Consider the following 17259-nt stretch of genomic DNA (forward strand, 5'->3'; position numbering starts at 1 on the left):
TTCAGCCAGAAATAGAAGGATAATGGATAGCGTAAAACATATAAATTCTATATTTTCAAATAGCCGGGTCAGGGATACATTCGTATCGCTGCCCGGCTATTTGATGTATGTATCTGATGCAGCTTCCTCCGGCTACGGCGTAAGTCGCCTCACGAACTGGAAGCGGTCATTCACCCGCATTTTACTATAGATACTCTTCAGCATATTGCGCACGGTGCCTTCACTGATCCCGAGGTCGCTTCCGATATGCAGCGCACTCTTCTCCATCAGCCACAGCCTCGCTACCTCCTGCTCCCGCGCGGTCAGCTTATACTCCAGCAATGTGGATTCAAGCCGGTACTGCTGCATCTCCGGGTTCTTCTCCATCCACTTCTCCATAATATTCTCAGCAATCTGCTGCACGAATGGAATGGCGAATTCAATCGGCTCTCCTCTATTAAAAGAAATATCAACATACCCGTAAACGCTATCATCATCCTGCAGCGGAGCGCATACACAGTTCCAGTCGCGGAAGGTCTGATCCGTATGCTCCGTTCCTCGCACCACCCCGATGCAGTTCATCTCCATCGCCAGCGATACGGCATTCATTCCCGCCTGCTGCCTGCTTAAGCTGACCCCCGGACGCAGCTCCGCCTGCTCCATCTCGGCTTGCGTCTCCGAAGAAGAATAGACCAGCTCCAGAATGGTCCCCGCCTTGTCCGTCAGGAACACCACATATGGAATCGAGAGCAGCTGGCTTAATTTGTTCATTTCACTGCGGATCGAAGAAATCATAGCTCTATGGTAGATATGCTCCCTGGATTCTTCGGAAGTACCCGCTACGGACATTCCGCTCTGGACATCAACTTGGGGTGCACCCAGAGGCCGGAAGGCTTCAAGTTCGCTTGCTTCTAAATCCCCAGGCATACTCCATGCTCTTGATTGATTAAAGACTCTCACAAACGATCCCTCCATTTTTACCAATTACTATATAATCAATTTTAAAAGAAAGCATTATAACATACAATTACGGAATAATGAACATTCAGTATTGGATCTGTAAATCCCCGCGTTAGCGCTGTAAAATGTAGAAATCTGTTCACTCTTATATTTCTACATCATTCCAGGAGGTTCGACATGCTTCGCATCGGCTATCTATCGGCTGCCCTTAATCTGGCTACCGCCATGGTGTCATTCCTGCGCTTCGGAAGTAATTATGCCCTGCTCATCATGGCCAGCTATTCCCTCTTAACCCTTGCGGGATATCGGCTGCTGCAGAACAAAAGAACATTATATCTGATCCCTCTGCTTACCTTCAGCTGCTCATTCCTCTTATACAACGTGACCTATGTATTGTTGAAGCAGATTAACCTCGTAGACCTGTATGCTGTAGACTGGAGACTTGAGGTTCAGCTGGCGCTTCCCCTGCTGGTAGGGTTCGCCGTCCAGACTATCCTTAAGCGTAGCGGCAAATCCCGGCTGGTGTAGGCTATACGGGGCTGCCGCTTTTTTTTGCAAAATCGACCTAATCTGATAGTTTTCGACATCGGCTCAGTGATATATTTACTCTTACGTCATTCAGAACGCTGAGGATTCAGAATTTTTCTCGCAGCCATCTGCGGTAACGCTTTCAAAGCAATGAACAGGAGGGTTAAGCTTGAGTATGATTGAAGCCAAAGGGCTGAGTAAGTCCTTTATGCAGGCGGTGAAGGAGCCGGGCCTTAAGGGAGCGGTCAAGCATCTGTTCCTGCCCCGGCATATTGAGAAGGTGGCGGTCAAGCCGCTGGATCTGAGGATTGAAGCGGGGGAGACAGTGGCCTACGTGGGACCGAATGGTGCCGGTAAATCGACCACCATCAAGATGCTGACCGGCATTCTGATGCCTTCCTCCGGGAGTATCTCCGTGAACGGGATCAATCCGTACCGCAAAAGAATGGAAAACGCCGCCCAGATCGGCGCAGTCTTCGGGCAGCGCACCCAGCTGTGGTGGGATATTCCGATTGCCGAGTCCTTTTCGCTGCTGAAGGATATCTATCAGATTCCGAATGTCCTCTACAGGAAGAACATGGACTTGTTCACCGAGATGCTCGGGATGAGCGAATTCATCCACCTGTCCGCGCGGAAGCTCTCGCTGGGTCAGCGTATGCGTGCCGATCTGGCCGCAGCCCTGCTGCATAATCCGCCGATTCTGTATCTCGATGAGCCGACGATTGGCCTTGACGTATCCGTGAAGGAGAAGATCCGCGGGTTCATTAAGCAGATCAACCAGGAGCACCAGACTACTGTGATGCTGACGACCCATGATTTGGGCGACATCGAGGACCTGTGCAAGCGGCTGGTCATTATCGATCACGGCGCGATTATTTATGACGGTACGCTGAGCGAGGTCAAGGCCCGTTTTGCCAAAAACCGCGTCATCTTCTTCCAGGTACGCTCCCCCATGCCGGAATTGTACGCGCTGCTGGAGCATAGCCCCGGGCTGAAGCTGGAACAGCAGAGCAGCCAGGAGTTCTCGGTCACTTTTGACCGGTATGAATATACCGCCAGTGAAGTGGTTAGCCGGGTGATGAAGCATGGGGAGGTACTCGATTTCCGCATGGAGGACACCCATATTGAGCAGGTCATTAAGGCTGTCTATGACGGACATCTGGACCTGAACGAGCACCGGGGAGCAAGGGGGCAGGCGCATGATGATGACATCAGCCCGGCTTAACAAATACAGAAGCATTGCCAATCGCTCTCTGCAAAATGTGATGGCCTACCGGAACTCCTATATCATTAATTTACTCGCAAACTCAATTAATCTCGTAGCGATCTTCTTCCTCTGGCAGGGAATCTATGGCGGGCGCGAGGCGGTGGGCGGCTACTCCTGGGATCAGATGAAGACCTATCTGCTGGTGACCTTCCTGGCCAATTCCGTCTTGTCCTGGTATTCCGAGACCGCTATCTCCGGCAAAATCCTGGACGGCAGCGTCGCCATGGACCTGCTGAAGCCGATTGATTTTCAGACGGCCCGATTCGCTGAGACTTTGGGTGCGAGTCTGCTGGAGGGGGCGATGAGTACGGTTCTGCTGATCGTGTTCGCCACCTTCCTTACCGGAGTGACCTTTCCCCACTCGCCGATCGTCTATCTGCTGTTTGCGGTCAGTCTGCTCTGCGCGGTTGTGGTCAAATTCGGCGTGGTCTATCTGGCGGCTCTGTTATGCTTCTGGTCGACGGGTTCACTGGGGATTGTCTGGACGCGGATTGCGCTCACTAACCTGCTGTCGGGCGCGCTGGTGCCATTGGCCTTCTTCCCTAATTGGCTGGAAAAGCTGGCACTGCTGCTGCCCTTCCAGGCCATCATTCATACTCCGACGATGATCTTCCTGCAACAGGCAGATACGTGGGAAAGCCTGCGGCTGATCGGGATTCAGCTCTTTTGGGGGGCAGGGCTCTGGATAGCGGGCAAAGCCATGTGGAACTGGGCAGTCCGCCAGGTGACCATTCATGGGGGCTAAGGCGGAAGGAGGACGCAGAATGAAAATATCGCAAATGCTCTATCTCTATAGAAGGCTGTATGTGCAGCAGCTTAAGGCGATTCTGGAGTATAACAAAGACTTTTATATCCTGATGTGTTCGGCAGCCTTGACGCAGGTACTCGGGTTCGTCTTTCTGTGGGTGATCTATGACCGGATTCCGGATATTCAGGGCTGGCAGTTCTGGGAGGTTACCTTCATGTACGCTATGATCTTCCTGACGGAGGGGGCGGGTTCGCTGTTCTTCGAGGGCAGCTGGCGGCTGGGCAGGCTGGTCAACACAGGGGAGCTGGACCGTTATCTGCTGCGGCCGGTGCCGGTGGTTCTTCAGGTGTTCTGCACGGGGATTGGGATTAACGGACTCGGCAATCTGCTCATCGGCGGGGTGATCATCTGGCAGTCGCTTGTGCACAGCCCTATCCACTGGACAGCGGGCAAGGCCGCTATTCTTATCCTGTTATTCGTCACAGCGGTCATTATCCGGGTATCCATTAACCTCATGGGTAACTCGGCGGCCTTCTGGATTCGCAATGCCGGGAATGCGTTCCCGCTAATGGTGCATAATCTGTCCGATCTGGCCAAATATCCGATTACCCTGTTTCCGCAGGCGATCCGCATCTTCATTTCTACGGTGCTGCCCTATGCGTTCATCAGCTTCTACCCGGCAACCTATATTTTCGGCAAAAGCGGCTGGTCCGGCTGGTGGCTCCTCGCCCCTGTCGCGGCTATCGGAAGCGCGGCAGCGGCTTACGGAGTCTTCCGGTACGGGTTGTCCCGGTATGAGAGTACGGGGAACTGAGGGATGTGGCGAGTGTGGCAATGTGGCGGTATGGCAGTCCGCCGCTCACTTGCGGCGGGAGTGGGGGGAGCTGATGGTTGGCGGGGATAGGGTGAATGAGGTGCAGAAGTGCACCTTATTTGCTGGATTGGCACGCATTTGGGGATTTAAGGGGCACTAGTGCACCACATTTACTCAATTGGCCGGTATCCCGTGAATTCGGGGGCACTAATGCACTTCACTTGCCTGTTTTGGCGTATGTTCGCTGAAATCAGGTGTACTAGTGCACTTCAATACTCTTCTTCAACTAAACTTGGCAACATTCCACTCATCCGCCCACTTCTGCCGCATCTGAGGGATTTATCCCTCTCATCCGTCCCATCCAACGTACTTCCGTCAGCCGCCCTAATCACTCCCCTTTGATTTTCAGTATCTTACTATATTAAAAAACCTCCCTTCTACCCGGAAGCAAAATTCCAGATAGAAGGGAGGTTTTACTCTAACGCGCGATAAACAGCCGCTTCTCCAGATCTAAATCGTATACCCGTGGCTTCAGCTCCGGGTCACCGCCAGCACCCTCAGGCGAGTGCACCACTAACTGTTCGTTCTGGTTGGCCGGGAACGGCGGCAGCTCGGAGTAGACCAGCGTATCGTGTACGATTTCCCCCTGCTTGAAGGATAAGGGAAATACTTCTCCGCTTATCTTATTGACCGCAAAGGCGTAAGCAACCAGTCCATGCCCGGACTTGTATTGGGGAGCAAGCAGATACACTTCTGCATTCTTGAAGCTGACTTGACCGAACTCCAGAACCTGGTCTGTTGGGCGTACGAATAAGAAGGCGGGCAGCTTAAGCAATAACTGATCCTGCTTCTCCGCCCGGTATACGATGGAGTAATCGGCCTGATACGTCTGCTCCCCTTCAAGACCGTAATTGCTGGAAACATTGAGATGCCCCCGCTCCTCCGGGCTGCTTGAGATCATCAGTAGCTCGCCTTGTCCCGCTGAGGTTCTTGCCCGAACTGTCCCTTCGGCATTCACAGAATCGATAATGACCGATCCGGCCAGACCATCCGGCGGGAACTGGCTGGTGAGGCCAGCTGTAGTTATCGGAGTCGCTGAGGATGCAGTTTCTGCGTCTGCTGGTGAAGCACTTGGTGCAGATGAAACAGTCTGTGCAGGGGCAGTAGGAGTTGCCGATGGCGACGCAGAAGCAGATGCTAAGGCAGACGGAGCCGATTCTGCCCCCGGCGTACCGGTGACGGATGTATTTTGGCTGCTGCACCCCAGCAGCAGGCTAAGCGACAGGACCGTGCCTGCTGCCAGTGTTGTAGCTGTAGACCGGATAGGACTCATTCCCCTCTAATCGTTTTTTTTGAGTACAACCCATTATATAAGATTATCACGGTCCACAAATTTAGAGATTGTCTTATTTTCTTTAAAAAATAGTCATCGGAACATGCCCTTGAGCAGCGGCGGCGTGACAAGTGTGGTTACAATTACAGCAATAATCACTCCAGTGAAATACTCCGGCTGCAGCAGCCCGCTCGACAGGCCCGTGGCGGCTATAATCAGGGCGACTTCGCCTCTAGAGATCATGCCTGCCCCAATCACCAGCGAGGAACGTAGGCTGAACCCGGTCAGCCGTGCGCCGATTCCGCCGCCCAGCCATTTCGCCAATATTGCGAACAAGGATAACACCACCACAAATAGAATGTGGCTGCCCAGCCCCTCGAAGCTGACACTAAGCCCGATGCTGACAAAAAAGACCGGCACGAACAGCGAATACGCAATCGGCTCCACCTTGGACGTCACCACATGCTTGAACGAGGTCTGCGCGATAGCAATTCCGGCGGCAAAAGCGCCGATAATCCCGGCCATCCCCATCATCTCGGCGAAATACGCGTACCCGAAGAGAATCACCAGCGCAGCCGTGATGACAGGCTCCGTCACCCGCAGCGGGGCAAGCCAGCGCATCACCCGGGGGACGGCCAGCCAGCCGGCGAGGATGGCAACGGCGAAGAACAGCAGTTTTTTGCCGATCAACAGGGGAATGGAGATGTCACTGCCTGTGCCAAAAAAGCTCATCAGCACCGCCAGCAGAATCACAACAAGGATGTCATCGATCACCGCCGCCCCCAGAATGGTCGAGCCCTCCGGCGAATTCAACCGGTCCATCTCCTTCAGTACCTGAACGGAAATACTGACTGAGGTCGCACTTAGAATCACCCCTAGAAACAGCGCATTGTGGTCCGCGAAGCCAAACCATGCCCCGATGCCATATCCGCCGATAAAAGGCAGCAGAATTCCGCCCACCGCGACTGCCAGAGCCGCCTTCCAGTTCTCTCGCAGCTGCTTCAGGTCTGTCTCCAGTCCCGCGATGAACATCAGCAGCAGCACGCCAATCTCGGACATGTAATGAATGAATCCGCCCGGCTGCACCCAGCCGAGCACGGCTGGTCCGAGAAGGATGCCGACCAGCAGCTTTCCCAGCACCGCAGGCTGCCCGAGCCGCACAGACAAGTCCCCGGCCAGCTTGGTGAATAATAGAATCAGCAGTAAGTACAATATGAATTCCACTTGCTATTCCCACTCCTTTTCTCCTAAAAAAAATCCATAAAACGACAAAGAGAAGCCTTGGTGACAGGCTCCTCCTAATTACACTGACCTATTCAGTTAGCTTCAAACGATTCTCTCCAGTATAGCTCCAATGAACATTGCTGTAAACCGGACTACTTCAGATAAAAGACCTCACGCAGTGGCACCATCGGAACCGCATCGTTGAAATCAAAGGAACCTTCGACCATCTTCGAGGTGATCGCATTCCAGCGGTTGCAGGCTTCACTCCCGGCGATGTAGGCGAATGCGGCTTCTGTATTATCACATTCAAAGCAATAGAAGAACTGGTTGCCGTTCTGAAAAATAGAGTAGTTGCGGATGCCCGCCTTGCTGTGCTCCTCCAGAATCTCCGGCCACGGCTCCAGATGCATCTGTACGTATTCCTCTAAGTATTCCTCTTTCACCTTCCAGGTCCAAGCCAGCTTATTGCTGCCCATCCTCGTATCCCCCTGTCATATCTTCCTTTGATTCGATCATATCACATAATTATATAATTTGAATATGTCCGTTTTAGACATGGAGGGCAGCAAAGATACGCTTCGACCTCAGGTACTGATTCCGGCTTCATTCGGACGAAGAATGGCAGAGCCAATCGCCAGCAGAACGGCAGCCATCAGGCCCAGGATCGCAAACGGCATCCACAGCTCGTTCCAGCCGCCACCGGTCGCGGCAATGTCTACCGCTTGTATCGCCCATTTCTGCGGTGTAAAGTTGGCCAGCTTCTGCATATATTCCGGCATGATGGAGACGGGCCAGAAGCAGCCGCCCAGCATGCAGGTAGGGGTAAGAATCAGCGAATTCAGCATCCCGGCATTGCGCGGATTACGGATCAGCCCAGCAACGGTGCTGGCAATCCCCATGGAGACCAGCATGAAGGCCGCCAGAACCAGGAAGTAGAGAAAGAGCGGCATCTCATAATCGTAGCGGAGCACCCATTTGCCCAGCACCAGCACGACAAGGATCTGAATCATTCCCACAAGAAAGCTGCCCAGGAAGTTGCCAAGCGCAATTTCATAAGAACGGACTGGAGCGCTGAACATGCGCATCATGGTACGCCCTCTGCGGTCATCCGTGATCTGGGAGACGGAGCTGGTCACCAGTGCCATCAGGAACATAAGTGTCATCCCTGTAACCACGCCCAGCGTCTGCCGTGGATAGAGATCATAATCGGTACGGGTGCTACCCACGTTGTGCTGCTCCGACTGCTTCAGCACAGCAGCGAGCTGCGCCTGCATATCGCCTGTTCCTCCACTGGCGGCAGCAACGGTATGTGCTGCTTCGGCAATTTGAGCGGCAGTGGCGGTGATCTTCATCTTCATCATGATTGAGCTTTCGCTTGCCCGAAGCTCATAGATGCTGATCTGCAGCGGGTCCCCCGCCATTAAGGCGGCAGTGTACCCGGCAGGAATGAACACCCCCACCGTTCCCTCCTGCTTAATTGTCGCTTCCTTCAAAGCGGCCTCATCCCTGCGCGGCTCGAACTTATATTCTCCGGCCTGCTCCAGCTCCGCAATCAAATGTCTGCCGGCTGCCCCCGTATCCGAGTTGGCATATAGAACGGTTGCCGGTCCCTCCGCCATCCCTCCGGTAAGGGAGATAATCGCTGCCACCACTATACCGGGAAGCAGAATGAATACCATAAGTCCCCTGAAGGTGCCAATGCTTCGTCTGATCATATTCCAGGCAATAATTAATATTTTATCCACGGTAACCCACCTTCCGGTATGAGACAATCACTGCCGCGAACAAGGCCGCGCTGATGAAGCACATCACCCACAGATTCGGCAAAAGCTGCTCCAGACCGGAATGCAGCATCATCCGGATGACTGCCTGCTGCACCCAATGGTTAAGCGTGAATGCACCTGCACTGTTCACCCAGGAATCGGGAAGCGGCGCCATTCCTCCGCTGACGAAGGTCATCACTATAGTCAGGACACTAATGATGTTCGTAGCCGTCGCCGAGGTCCGGCTGAAGAGGCAGATCAGTACGCCCAGCGTCATCGAGGCGGCAATCATCAGCAGACAGAACAGCAGCAGCAGCCCCGGGCGATTGCCCCAGTAGACGCCGAACAGCCAGTCAGACAGCAGAATAATCGTAAGGCACTGCAGGATGCTGACCAGGCCTACGCCGAGCATTTTGCCGATGAACAGATGACTGTCTTTTACCGGCATGGAATGGATTCTGAACAGCGTATGGTTCTCTTTATCGTTAAAAAGTGAGGCTGTCACAGTAAGTCCGCTATACATCAGGAACATCAGCAGCATGGACGCTGCATAGAACTGGGCCGCCGAATAGGTCTTCCCGCCATTGTTCAGATCCCCCAGCACCACCCCCGGCTTCCCGGCAGGTGCCGTAGTCGCTGTAAGAGCCTGTGGTCCAAGGGTTACGGCTGCCGCCTGCTTATAATTCAGCTCCATCAGCAGATTGTCGAAGGCTGTTCCGGCGACCCGGTTATCGTCATGGCTCCTGCCCAGAATGAACTCCAGGCTCGCTTTCTTACCGCTCTGCACCTCCTGGTCGAAGCCCGGAGGAACAATAACCCCATAGGCATATTTACTGGTACGCAGCCCGCTCTCCGCAGCTTCACGGCTCTCTGTCTTGACAGGAATAATGAGCCCCTTCACCTCAGCCGACTCCAGAAAAGCCGTAAGGATCGCAGATGCCTCTGCCCCTCCGCCTCCGCTATTCACAATAGCTACACGTACAGGCTTGATTTCATCTGCCCCCTGTACCCCGACCACCCCGGAGAGCGAAGCGCCCAAGAGGAAGATCAGCACCAGCGGCAGCAGAAACATATTAAGCAGCAACGTGCGTGAACGGAGCTGTCTGCGCAGCTCAAACCCCATAATGATCCAGATATTCACACCTATCCCCCCTCTCTAATCCCGCAAGGTGCGGCCGGTCAGACTAAGGAACAAGGTCTCCAGATCCGGCTCTTCAATATTCAGGGAGGCAATGACCCCTTCGTGCTTGGAGAAAATAAACAGAATATCCTGGAGCGCACTTTGCGAGGAGGGAAGATACAGCTCTATCGCATCCTGCACCGCTTCTACCCGGTTGATCCGGGGATGCTGCCCCAGCTCGTTCACTAAGGCAGGGGTGATGCCCGCTGCCTTCACAACGATTTTCTCCTCGTGGGCCACCCGTTCGCGCAGCTCGTTCTCCGTACCGCAGGCAATAATATGCCCCTGGTCCATAATGGCCACCCGGTCACAGATCGCAGCGACCTCCTCCATATAATGGCTGGTGTAGATCACCGACGACCCCATCTTATTCAAAGCCTTCACGGATTCCAGAATATGATTGCGTGACTGCGGATCAATGCCGACCGTGGGTTCATCCATAATAATCAGGCGCGGCCGGTGCATGATGGCACAGGCGATATTCAGCCGTCTTTTCATCCCTCCCGAGAAGGTTGACGGTTTATCCCTCGCCCGGTCGCTTAGGCCGGTGAACTCCAGCGCCTCTTGGGTCCGCTCCTTCAGCAGTTGTCCGCGCAGCCCATAGAGTCTGCCGAAAAAGCTTACATTATCGCTTGCCGTCATATTCTCGTATAACGCCAGCTCCTGGGGCACAAGCCCGATGCGCTTCTTCACCTCAAGCGGCCGCTCCCGTACGGACAGCCCGTCGATAATAATATTGCCGCTGTCGGCTTGAAGCAGCCCGCAGATCATGCTGATGGTCGTGCTTTTCCCGGCACCATTCGGGCCCAGCAGGCCGAAGATTTCACCCTCCTGTATATTGAAATTGACGTGATCCACAATCAGCTTACCGTCATATCTCTTCACAACATCGCTCAGTACTGCTAGTGCCATTGCCGATGCCCCCTGTTCCTTCATTCTCGTATTCTTATTGTACAGTAGGGCGGACACAGCCGAAGGTACTAAAGGTCATGATCCAGAGGTGACGAAAGTCATCTCCTGAAGGGCAGCACTCTTATGCTAAGATGGTTATACCTGAGAAGAATGTTGACCGATTAGGGATATTTGATCTAAAAGGATGAGCTTACTTGACCAGAGAACTGATACTGCTGCGCTACAGCCTGCTTATAATCCCGGCGATCCTCTCAATTCAAGTCTATGAATTCGCGGACTATGACTGGTTCACTCTGCATTTCATGCTGCTGATGCTGCTGGTCACACTGGGTGCAAGGCAATCCGGGCCTCTCTACACTCTGACCGGAGGCATGGAGCTGATCCTCACCGCCTGGCTTTGTTACGAATACGGGCCTCTGATGGTTTTTCCGGCCTTGTCTGCGGTGATCTCCTATACCCGGCGGCAGCCCAAGAATACGGCCCTCACCTTCTTCTGTATTCATCTGGCCCTGCTGAATGCCGCCCTGCTTCATGGTGCTCCGGCAGTGCTTGTGTTCACGAACCTTACCTTCCTGCTCTGTGCCGGCTTGAATCTGCTGCTGCTCCGCACAGGGCGCGGGCGTGCCGATACCTTATTCCTCTATGATGAGCTGCGCAAAAAGCATTTCGAGCTGGAAGAGGCCCGCGCAAGGCTCCTCCAGTTCACCTCGCAAATAGAGGTGGCTGCGCAGGCAGAAGAACGTGTGCGGATCGCCCGCCAGCTGCATGATGACATCGGCCACCGGCTGATCCGGGTCAAGATGATGACCGAAGCGGCCATCCACACCCTCCCTGCCGCACCGGAAACGGGACTCCAGATGATGATCCAGATCCGGGATCAGCTCTCGGGCAGTATGGACGATATGCGTGCGGCGCTGAAGCGGATTAACCCTGCTCCGCAGCTTGAAGGAGCCTATGCGCTGGACCGGCTGCTGGAAGAAGTGGGCCGCGATACAGGTATTGCCACCTCCTATACGGTGCAAGGGATTCCTTATCCGCTCTATCCGAGCCTTCAGGTTGTGCTGTACACCAATGCCCGGGAGGCCATCACCAATGCGCTGCGGCACGGGCAGGCCAGCTCCGTATGGGTGGAGGTCACCTATACGGAGCATGAGGTGCGGATGGAGACCGGCAATAACGGGAAGCTGCCCGAGGAGGAGGCTCTGCACAAGCTGCACCATACTGGCGGAATGGGCCTGAAAGGCATGCACGAACGCAGCGCCCTGATTGGCGGAACGCTGGAGCTGCGGCTGCAGCCGCAGTTCACGGTCATCACCCGGCTGCCCGTGTATCGGCAGCCGGAGGGAGTGCTGCGCTGAATAGGGAGTGGCGTGAGAGTGGGGCAAGGATGAGAGTGAGGCTGTGGGAAGCTGGCTATAGCCATAGCGTACATATAACTGACGGGGAACTGATGGGAAGGCGGATCGAGATACAGGTGTTATATGCTAACAACTTGTGGATCTGGGGGGAACTGCTCCCTCTCTGGCAGAAGCAAGTGGAAAAACGTATCTTAATTTCACAGTTTCTGATGTTTCCAGGGTATTAGTTGGAAAAACAGCATCTACTGTCGATGATTTTACTGCTGCGGAGCAGATTGGGAACAATTAAGTGTTGTTTATCCAACTGTTGTCCCCAGAGAGGCCACTCGTTGATCAGCAAGTGCTCATAATCCAACTATATTCCCCATCATAACATCGGCAGACGAGTCAGTTCTCCAACTATCCTTGTGCCATAAGCCGAAGCATCGGCCAGACTAACAGCTGTCCAACTGTAACCCACACCACAGCTTCCCCATATGCCACATCCCCCAACCACACACTCATCAACTTAGCCGGGGACGGGCAGCGGGAGTATATTCACAGATAAGAGGTGCTGATTCATGATTAGAGTATTAATTGTTGACGACGATTCATTCATCCGCGAGAGCCTGAAGGTATTGATCGGGCTGGATGCCGGTATCGAGGTGGCCGGAACCGCAGGGGATGGCCGGGAGGCCCTCTCCTTGCTGGGGGAACTGCCCGGCGGAGCGGATGTTGTACTCATGGATATCCGGATGCCGGGCTGCGACGGGGTGGAAGGCACACGGATGATCAAAGAAGCCTATCCGGCCGTAGCCGTCCTGATGCTGACCACCTTCGATGATGACGAGTATATCATTGAGGCTCTGCGCGCCGGAGCCAGCGGATATCTGCTCAAGAACATCCCGCCGGACCGGATCATTCAAGGCATCAAGACCGTACATGAGGGCAATATGCTCATTCATCCCGAGATTGCCCGCAAGCTGGCGGGCTTCCTTCAGCCATCCGCGCGTCAGGAAGCTCCCGAGGCTCAGCCGCTTGCTTCCTATGGCCTGACCAAGTCCGAGCAGGCCGTAGTCACCTCCATCGCAGAGGGACTCACCAACAAGGAAATCGCCGCCAAGCTGTTCCTGAGCGAAGGCACCGTCAAAAACTATATCACCGACATCCTCAGCAAGCTCGGCGTACGTGACCGGACACAGATTGCGATTCTGTATCTGAAGAGTACGCAGGGGAACCATTGAGCCACAGACAAGCATATCCAGGATAAGGCACTGAATCCTAACAGGTGATAGACGCTTGTGCCTTATCGCTTTCTGTTAACAAACATCCAGCCCATATGCCTTTTTGGCCACACCCTGTAGCCGGTTTTCGTATACGTTCTGAAGTGCCTCTTCCTTTCATGGTGGCGCTCCGCCTATCTCTCGCCAATTCTAAGAGTTTCCTCTCACGGATCGCTTGTATGAATCGCATTGTTGCACATTTTGCAGGATTCTTCTAAAAATGTTACGGGCTACGGTACATTGTTGCATCATTTGCAGGAATTCCAGTGCTTAGCGCAACTTATCGCTGGATTTGTTGCATTTGATGCAGAATTTCAGCATAGGTCGCTTCTATTGGGCAGTATTCCTGCATTTCTTGCAGGATTTCTCTAAAATGTTACGGGCTGCGGAGCATGGGGCCCCCTCTTCGCAGCAGCACCGATTGTGTTCGGTTTAATACGAAAATAAAAGTCGGGATGCGACTGATGCACCCGACTTATTTTCATTCCTGGGGGTGACAAGGCCTCTGTCTTGTCATGCCTGTTTTTCGCAACCATGAGGTCCACAAGCCCCCATGGTTACGCATTGCGATTGTATTCGGTTTGTCGCATACATTCCAGGTGCCTCACATCACTTCCTTATCAAATATAAAAGGCCCATTCCCCCTGAACTTAGTTCAGAAAGAACGGGCCTCTTTAAGCTTCCGTACCAGCAGCCGCTGGGGGAACCAATTACGTTGATAATCATCCGTCAGACGCCGGCAGATTCCTGTTTGGCCTCTGCCGGCGGCGTCTGTTTGGCCTCCGCAGGCGGCGTCTTCTTCGCCCGGCCCAGCCGGTCGCCCTGCACTCCCCTCTGCCGGATGCCTGTCCGCATCCCGATGATGCTGAAGATACTGGACGGCTTGGTCTCTGCGGTGATGCCCCCGTCCGGGTCCGGCACCAGAATGATGCCGAGCTGATGATGGTCCCCCGCATAGATCGCGCGCTGCAGATACTTGCTTTCGCCTTCGCGGTTCTGCACCTCCAGCTTGCAGAACGCGGGGTTCATGCGCAGCGCCTCATGCAGCTGCGCCGCGCTGGTCAACAGGACCCCGTTGACCTTCAGCAAGATCTCGCCGGGCAGGATGCCCAGCTCCTGCGCGGGGCTGCCCTGTAGCACGGCCAGCACCTTGCGGCCGGCCGGGGGATGCACGAAGATGGGGCTAAGGCTGCGCTCCTCCAGAGCGCTGTACCAGCTTAACCCTTCGTGCAGCAGAATGGCCGCGAGCGCCGCGACAACCGTCAGCGGGCTCCATAGGTCCGCAAGCAGGCTGAGACCGAGCAGGACGGCGCTGTAAATCAGCAGCCGTCCGAACGTCCGGGCCGCCTTGCGTCCGGGCAGCATGCCCTGGGTCATCTCGCTGAAGCCGATGATGACCGGCAGCGAGACCAGGCCGAGGCCCCCGCCCAGCAGCGGATGCCACGGCAGCTCACCGATTCCCGTGCCTGCGGGAATCAGCACGAACAGCGGCAGCGGCCAGAAGGCCTGCAGCTGGTAGCCGCCCACCACCTTGCCGCGCTTGCCGGCAAGGAACAACGGCGTCGCCAGCCGTGGCCCCTGCCAGCGCGCCAGCAGCGCCTCGGCCACGTGAAGCAGCGCGGCCAGCACCAGCAGCGCCGGGATGTCCATCTCCCGCACGGCACCGGCAACCGTTCCGGCGGCTCCGCTCTGCAGCGTCCCCGGGAAGAACGACAGTACAAACTGCACGATTCCCAGCACGCCTATGGCATACGCAAAGCATAAGTAACGCACCCGAAAGAGCATTAAGATAAGGCTGACTACCCAGATACAGGCAACAGCCATATAGGTCACTGATACTCCCAGTGCAACGGCGGCAAGGGAGACCACCAGTCCCATGAGTCCACCAGTCCACACGGTCCGCCAGGTTTCCGGTCCCCAGCTATGCAGCTTCACATGAATAAGCTTCCGCTCCAGGGCTACCTGTCTGCGGTAATATAGGGCAATAAATAGAATAGCGATATAGTAATAGGGCTGAATCAGCAGATGAAGGACTGCTGTGCCCCAGCTGGTCAGCAGCTCCGGGAGTACATTCAACGGTTCGCACACTCCTTTTCATAGCCTATAGCAAATAGGGATTATCTGCACGCCAGCACAATGTATGCTGTTTTTCACATACATTTGGCCCATACGCCTGCACGTCAGCACAATGTATGCTGTTTTTCACATACATTTGGCCCATGCGCCTGCACGTCAGCACAATATATGCTGTTTTTCACATACATCTGGCCCATACGCCTGCAAGCCAGCATAATGTATGCTGTTTTTCACATACATTCGGGCCACAATTAAAAACAGAATTAAATGATAATATCCCATTCAAAGAAAAAAAGAAGGCTGAAATCAGCCCTCTTACTTGTTCGACGCCGCAGCCTTGATTTCCTTCTGAATTTCTTCGATCCCCTTATTCCGCTGATTGTCATTCACCGGATCCTGGATGACCTTGATCAGCGCCAGCTCCAGCGCTTCCGCGGTCTTGGCATCAATCGAGCCTGTCGATTTCAGCTTGGCTGCGCTCTGGAATTTCTTGACCGCTTCTTTGGTCCCGGCATCGAAATAGCCGTCCTTACGGCCCGGCTTGTAGCCTAGCCCATCCAGCATCGTCTGTGCACTTTTGACATCTGCATTGTTCATATTATATTGCAGCGTAACGCTCTTGTTAATCGGCGCCACCGAGAAGTAATCCGGCTGGGCTACGGCTATATCCGGCTTAATGCCCTTGCCGTGAATCCAGGTGCCGTCTGGCGTCAGCCACTTGGCAATCGTAATCTTCAGCAGGCTTCCGTCACCGAGCTGCTCCTCGAAGCTGGTCTGCACGGTGCCTTTACCGAACGAATTCTCCCCGATCAGCTTGGCTCCGGCAGATTGCTGCAGGGCTCCGGCCATGATCTCCGAAGCGCTCGCGCTGCCCTTGTTCATCAGCACGACTACCGGATACTTCTTGCTTGATCCCTTCGAGGTGCTGATCTCGCGCCGCTTGTTCTTATCCTCCACCTGTACGATGGCTTTGCCGGAAGGAACGAACTGCTCAACCATCTCAATGACGACCGGCAGCACACCGCCCGGGTCATTGCGGACATCAATAACGAGTCCCTTCATGCCCTGCTTTTCCAGCTTCGTCAGCTCTTCCTTGAACCGCTCCGAGGTGTTCTGTGAGAACTGCGTAACCTCGATCACACCGACATGCTCCTTCTCCATCTTCGCATAGACCGTCTCCAGTCTGACATCATCACGGGTGATGACGAATTGCAGCGGCTCTGCTGTTCCGGTCCGCTGGACCTTCAGGGTCGCCTTGCTGCCCTTGGGACCGCGTATTTTGGCTACAGCCGCATTCAGCTCCAGCCCTTCCAGCGATTCACCATTAACGGAGAGGATCACATCCTTGGCTTGAATACCGGCCTTCTCTGCCGGTGAGCCCTTGATAGGGGAGACTACAACGACCTTACCGTTGTCGGAGGAGACTTCAGCGCCAATCCCCGAGAAGGAGCCTTCAATGCTCTCCTCGAACCGCTGTGCCGTCTCCTTGCCCATGTAGTTCGAATACGGGTCGCCCAGTGCTTCCATCATTCCGTTGACCGCACCGTCAATCAGCTTCTCCCGGTCGACCTTCTCATAATAATTGCTCTCGATCAGGCTAAGAGCGGTACCCAGCTTCTTCGATTCCTTCTCCTGTAGTCCGGCAGTCTGCAAGACCGTTGCCAGCCCTTCACCTGCGGCTTGTCCGAATACCTGTACATAACCGGTCACGCCCAGGGTCAGCAGACTGCCGCACAGCAGTGCCGCGACAATCATAAAGGCCGCAGTGCTTTTCTTTAACATGATGTTCCCACCGTCCCTTCTTGTCCATCTTAACACCAGCATGGGTCCGTTCCATGAGAAACGGCATCTCTTC

At 54.6% G+C, this 17259-nt stretch carries 15 protein-coding genes; 6 read left to right on the forward strand and 9 right to left on the reverse strand.

Annotated features, from left to right (window positions below; translation table 11 throughout):
• Positions 1-132: 132 nt before the first annotated feature.
• Positions 133-906, reverse strand: coding sequence for a LuxR C-terminal-related transcriptional regulator (locus NYE26_RS28095; protein WP_339251724.1), 774 nt, complete (start codon positions 904-906; stop codon positions 133-135).
• Positions 907-1116: 210 nt separating this feature from the next.
• On the opposite strand from NYE26_RS28095, the gene NYE26_RS28100 reads away from it, so the two are divergent.
• The 4 genes from NYE26_RS28100 (at position 1117) to NYE26_RS28115 (ending at position 4296) form a co-directional block, all read left to right on the forward strand.
• Complete coding sequence (locus tag NYE26_RS28100) at positions 1117-1467, forward strand: hypothetical protein (protein ID WP_339251725.1); 351 nt, start codon at positions 1117-1119, stop codon at positions 1465-1467.
• 175 nt (positions 1468-1642) lie between these two features.
• Positions 1643-2692, forward strand: coding sequence for an ATP-binding cassette domain-containing protein (locus tag NYE26_RS28105; protein ID WP_327196421.1), 1050 nt, complete (start codon positions 1643-1645; stop codon positions 2690-2692).
• Positions 2667-3479: an ABC-2 family transporter protein gene (locus tag NYE26_RS28110; RefSeq protein WP_339251727.1), complete on the forward strand. Its 813-nt coding sequence runs from the start codon at positions 2667-2669 to the stop codon at positions 3477-3479. Before NYE26_RS28105 ends, NYE26_RS28110 begins: the two co-directional genes overlap by 26 nt.
• 19 nt (positions 3480-3498) lie before the next feature.
• A complete protein-coding gene (locus NYE26_RS28115) occupies positions 3499-4296 on the forward strand; it encodes an ABC-2 family transporter protein (protein ID WP_209868346.1) in 798 nt (265 codons plus the stop codon).
• A 478-nt stretch (positions 4297-4774) separates the two neighbouring features.
• Here the strand turns inward: NYE26_RS28115 and NYE26_RS28120 are convergent, their stop codons facing one another.
• From NYE26_RS28120 to NYE26_RS28145, 6 genes are all read right to left on the reverse strand, one after another.
• Positions 4775-5629 carry a hypothetical protein gene (locus NYE26_RS28120; protein ID WP_339251730.1) on the reverse strand — a complete coding sequence of 285 codons (855 nt, stop codon included), beginning with the start codon at positions 5627-5629 and terminating at the stop codon, positions 4775-4777.
• Between the two features lie 93 nt (positions 5630-5722).
• Positions 5723-6853, reverse strand: coding sequence for a cation:proton antiporter (locus NYE26_RS28125; protein ID WP_339251732.1), 1131 nt, complete (start codon positions 6851-6853; stop codon positions 5723-5725).
• Positions 6854-7005: 152 nt separating this feature from the next.
• Positions 7006-7329 (reverse strand): L-rhamnose mutarotase, encoded by a 324-nt coding sequence (locus tag NYE26_RS28130; RefSeq protein ID WP_339251734.1) that lies wholly within the window; start codon positions 7327-7329, stop codon positions 7006-7008.
• 108 nt (positions 7330-7437) lie between these two features.
• Positions 7438-8598: an ABC transporter permease gene (locus NYE26_RS28135; protein ID WP_339251736.1), complete on the reverse strand. Its 1161-nt coding sequence runs from the start codon at positions 8596-8598 to the stop codon at positions 7438-7440.
• On the reverse strand, positions 8591-9757 hold the full coding sequence (locus NYE26_RS28140) for an ABC transporter permease (protein ID WP_339251738.1): 1167 nt from the start codon (positions 9755-9757) through the stop codon (positions 8591-8593). Before NYE26_RS28140 ends, NYE26_RS28135 begins: the two co-directional genes overlap by 8 nt.
• A 15-nt stretch (positions 9758-9772) precedes the next feature.
• Positions 9773-10708: an ABC transporter ATP-binding protein gene (locus tag NYE26_RS28145; RefSeq protein WP_339251740.1), complete on the reverse strand. Its 936-nt coding sequence runs from the start codon at positions 10706-10708 to the stop codon at positions 9773-9775.
• 194 nt (positions 10709-10902) lie between these two features.
• On the opposite strand from NYE26_RS28145, the gene NYE26_RS28150 reads away from it, so the two are divergent.
• Positions 10903-12066 (forward strand): sensor histidine kinase, encoded by a 1164-nt coding sequence (locus NYE26_RS28150; protein WP_339251742.1) that lies wholly within the window; start codon positions 10903-10905, stop codon positions 12064-12066.
• Positions 12067-12626: 560 nt separating this feature from the next.
• The gene (locus tag NYE26_RS28155; RefSeq protein ID WP_339251744.1) at positions 12627-13289 is read left to right on the forward strand and encodes a response regulator transcription factor; all 663 of its coding nucleotides are present in this window, start codon (positions 12627-12629) and stop codon (positions 13287-13289) included.
• Positions 13290-14057: 768 nt separating this feature from the next.
• On the opposite strand, the gene NYE26_RS28160 is transcribed toward NYE26_RS28155, so the two are convergent.
• Positions 14058-15404: a PDZ domain-containing protein gene (locus tag NYE26_RS28160; protein WP_339251746.1), complete on the reverse strand. Its 1347-nt coding sequence runs from the start codon at positions 15402-15404 to the stop codon at positions 14058-14060.
• A 315-nt stretch (positions 15405-15719) separates the two neighbouring features.
• The gene (locus NYE26_RS28165) at positions 15720-17186 is read right to left on the reverse strand and encodes a S41 family peptidase (RefSeq protein WP_036721180.1); all 1467 of its coding nucleotides are present in this window, start codon (positions 17184-17186) and stop codon (positions 15720-15722) included.
• Between the last annotated feature and the right edge of the window lie 73 nt (positions 17187-17259).

Origin of the sequence: Paenibacillus sp. FSL P2-0136 (assembly GCF_037975325.1) — a bacterium.
GTDB classification, from domain to species: Bacteria; Bacillota; Bacilli; order Paenibacillales; family Paenibacillaceae; genus Paenibacillus_AQ; species Paenibacillus_AQ silagei.